Annotated in this window: 3 protein-coding genes; all 3 read right to left on the bottom strand. The window is 60.0% G+C overall.

Annotated features, from left to right (window positions below):
- On the bottom strand, positions 1 to 1,154 hold a 1,154-nt coding region (locus tag AB1609_19955), incomplete at its 3' end, for an ABC transporter substrate-binding protein (protein MEW6048717.1).
- Positions 1,155 to 1,217: 63 nt separating this feature from the next.
- Positions 1,218 to 2,432, bottom strand: coding sequence for a M20 family metallopeptidase (locus AB1609_19960; GenBank protein ID MEW6048718.1), 1,215 nt, complete (start codon positions 2,430 to 2,432; stop codon positions 1,218 to 1,220).
- On the bottom strand, positions 2,395 to 2,847 hold a 453-nt coding region (locus AB1609_19965; GenBank protein MEW6048719.1), incomplete at its 5' end, for an FCD domain-containing protein. The genes AB1609_19965 and AB1609_19960, both read right to left, overlap by 38 nt.

The following is a 2,847-nucleotide window of genomic DNA, read 5'->3' on the forward strand; positions in this document are numbered from 1 at the left end:
TGGAGGGTGACCTTGACCCCCACTTTGGCCAAGTCGTTCTGGATGGCTTGCACGACCTCCTCGGTCATCAGGAAGCGCCCCGGCGAGTAGGTGAGCGTAACGCTGAAACCGTTCGGGTACCCAGCCTCCTTGAGCAAGGCCTTTGCCTTCTCGGGGTCATAATTGTATACACGCGTGGAATGGTAGCCGAACACGTTCTTCGCCACCGGTGCGTCCGAGACGTACGTCTTGCCCAGAAAGATGTTGTCCACGATGGCTTGCTTGTCCACTGCATAGTTGAGGGCCTGACGCACCCTCTTGTCCTTCAGGGGACCCCTGGTGACGTTGATGCCCACGTGCATGGTTCTCTGGGCCGGAGGCTGGATCACCCTGATCTTGGGATTCTGCTCCAGCCTGGGCACGTCGCGGGGCGGGACGTTGAACACCACATCCACTTCCCCCGACTCGAGGGCCATCACCCTCGCCCCCGCCTCCGGGATGGGCTTCACATATACCTCGTCGAGATAGGGCTTACCTCCCCAATATTCGTCATTCCTGCTGAGTAGCGTGTGGTCACCCTTAATGTGTTCAACATACTTGAATGGCCCAGTACCTACCGGAGCCGTGTGGTAATTCTCATTACCCAGCTTCTGGACCTGGGTGGGGCTGTTCATCCCCATAGGCGCGTAGCTCAACTGGGCCATCAACGGTCCGAAGGGCTCGTGCGTGGTGATTCTCACCGTGTGCGGGTCAACCACATCCACCGACTTGATCATCGTCCAGGTGCTCCGGGTGAGGGCCTTGGTGGCCGGATCCAGCATGCGCTCGATGTTGAACTTCACCGCTGCCGCGTCAAAGGGCGTGCCGTCAGTGAACTTCACTCCCTTACGAAGCTTGATCGTCCAGACATTACCCTCCGCTGTCCAACTTTCGGCTAGGTAGGGCATGACCTCGCCGGTATCCGAGTTGATCTTTGTCAGCGTCTCACTGACGAGGTCGATAATGCCCAGGTTGGCCATGCCGGATGCATACGCGGAGTCGAATATGGGGATGCTGGTCCCCATGGCTACCTTCAGCCGACCCCCGTACTTTGGCCCCGCACTACTCGGCGCAGCAGGCTGCTTCGCTGCGCACCCCAGCACAAGCAGGAGGCCTAGGGCGAGCACCCACGTCATGCGCCAAAAACCCCTGCTCCTCACGTCTTCCTCCCTCCCTCCGCTTATGGCGCGCCGGGCCACCTAGCCCTGACCGCCGCACAGGTAGGCAATGGTGAGTGCATACACTTTCGCCGCCGTCAACAGGTCGGCGATGCGAATGTGTTCGTCGACCGCATGAGCCTGCTTGGTTTCCCCAGGACCAAAGAGGCAGGCGGCCTTGATGCCAACCTGGTCCTTCCAGTCCGCCACGTCGCCGAACGATACCGCGCCTCCCAGTTGCAAATCTACCCCTATCGCCTTTCCCGCTCGCTTTAGCGCCTGGCACAGATCGGAGTCGGGCGGGAATTCCAGCGGCTCCCGCCTTTCCGTGATTTTCATGGACTTTAGGATGAACTCGGGATCCTGCTCCTGCCGCCGACGCACCTTGGCTGCCACACGCTCGTACACCTCTTCCACCGACAGAGGGGGGGCGAACCTGATGTCGAAATGGAATTCACACCAATCCGGCACCATGTTGGGTTGGTTTCCCCCGCGGATGGTCCCCACATTGATGCTGTCCTTCCCCATCACCGGGTGCACGCCGAGCGGCACGCTGTAAATGTCCTCAATGAGTGCCGCCGCCTTCCGAATGGCGTTTATGCCCTTACCGGTCGCAGAGTGAGTGGCTTCGCCGCCAACCAGGAACTTGACCCAAACTCGGCCCCGCGAAGTGTACGTAATCTTCAAATCGTACGGCTCACCAAATATGGCCATGTCTCCCTTGACCAGTCCGTTGCGGGCCAAATAAGTCATGCCGTTGAAGTACGGTGACTCGGGCGGATGCCACTCATCACCAGCCCAAGCTACCAGACGGACCGTTCCCTTCAACTTCAGTCCGGACCGCGCCACCGCGAACACCGCAGCCATCATCGCCGCCAGGCTACCCTTGGTGTCCGCAGCACCGCGACCGTATACTTTGCCGTCCACAATCTCCGCCCCAAACGGGTCGTGGGTCCACTTCCCCCTGTCGTAGACGGGAACCACATCGGTGTGGGCATCCAGCAGAAGAACAGGGGTGCCGACTTCACCGGGAAGCGTCCCGACCACGTTGGGCCGTACCCAGGTGTCTCCCTCGTCCCCGGCTTCCAGCACGGAGAGGTCGTGACGTTCCATTTCGGACTTGATGAGGCTCGCGATCTCTCGCATGGCGTCCTTACCCTGAGGCGGAAAGATGCTGGGAATCCTTATCAGCCGCTTGAGGAGATCCACCGTGTAGTCCTCATCGAGTTGCGACAACACCCTTTCCTCCAGTTCCACCACTCTCACCTCCCCAGTAACGCACCACCGCTTCCCCTGCACGGACAATGTGCTCGCGCATCTTTGCCTCTGCCTCCTCTGCCATCCCCGCACGCATCACCTCCACAATTCCCCTGTGTTCCTGCACAAGCCGTTCGGCCTCGGGCAGCAAGGCAAACCTCAGGGTCAGACGATCAAAAAGTGGCCACTGCGTGCGCATCAGATCTTGAAGCCTACTACACCCGCTCAACTCCAGTACGCTGTCATGAAACAGCTTATTTAGACGCGTTAGCGAGCGGTAACGCTTGGCCGCCGTGTTGCCAGGACCTTTCCTGGCAACGGCCTGAGTATACTGCTCGCAAATGCGGTCAAGGATGCTGAGATCACACTCGCCTGCCCGCACCCTCTCCGCTACCCTCCTGGCAGCGCCGCCCTC

Source organism: Bacillota bacterium, from assembly GCA_040754675.1.
Classification (GTDB): Bacteria; Bacillota; Limnochordia; order Limnochordales; family Geochordaceae; genus Geochorda.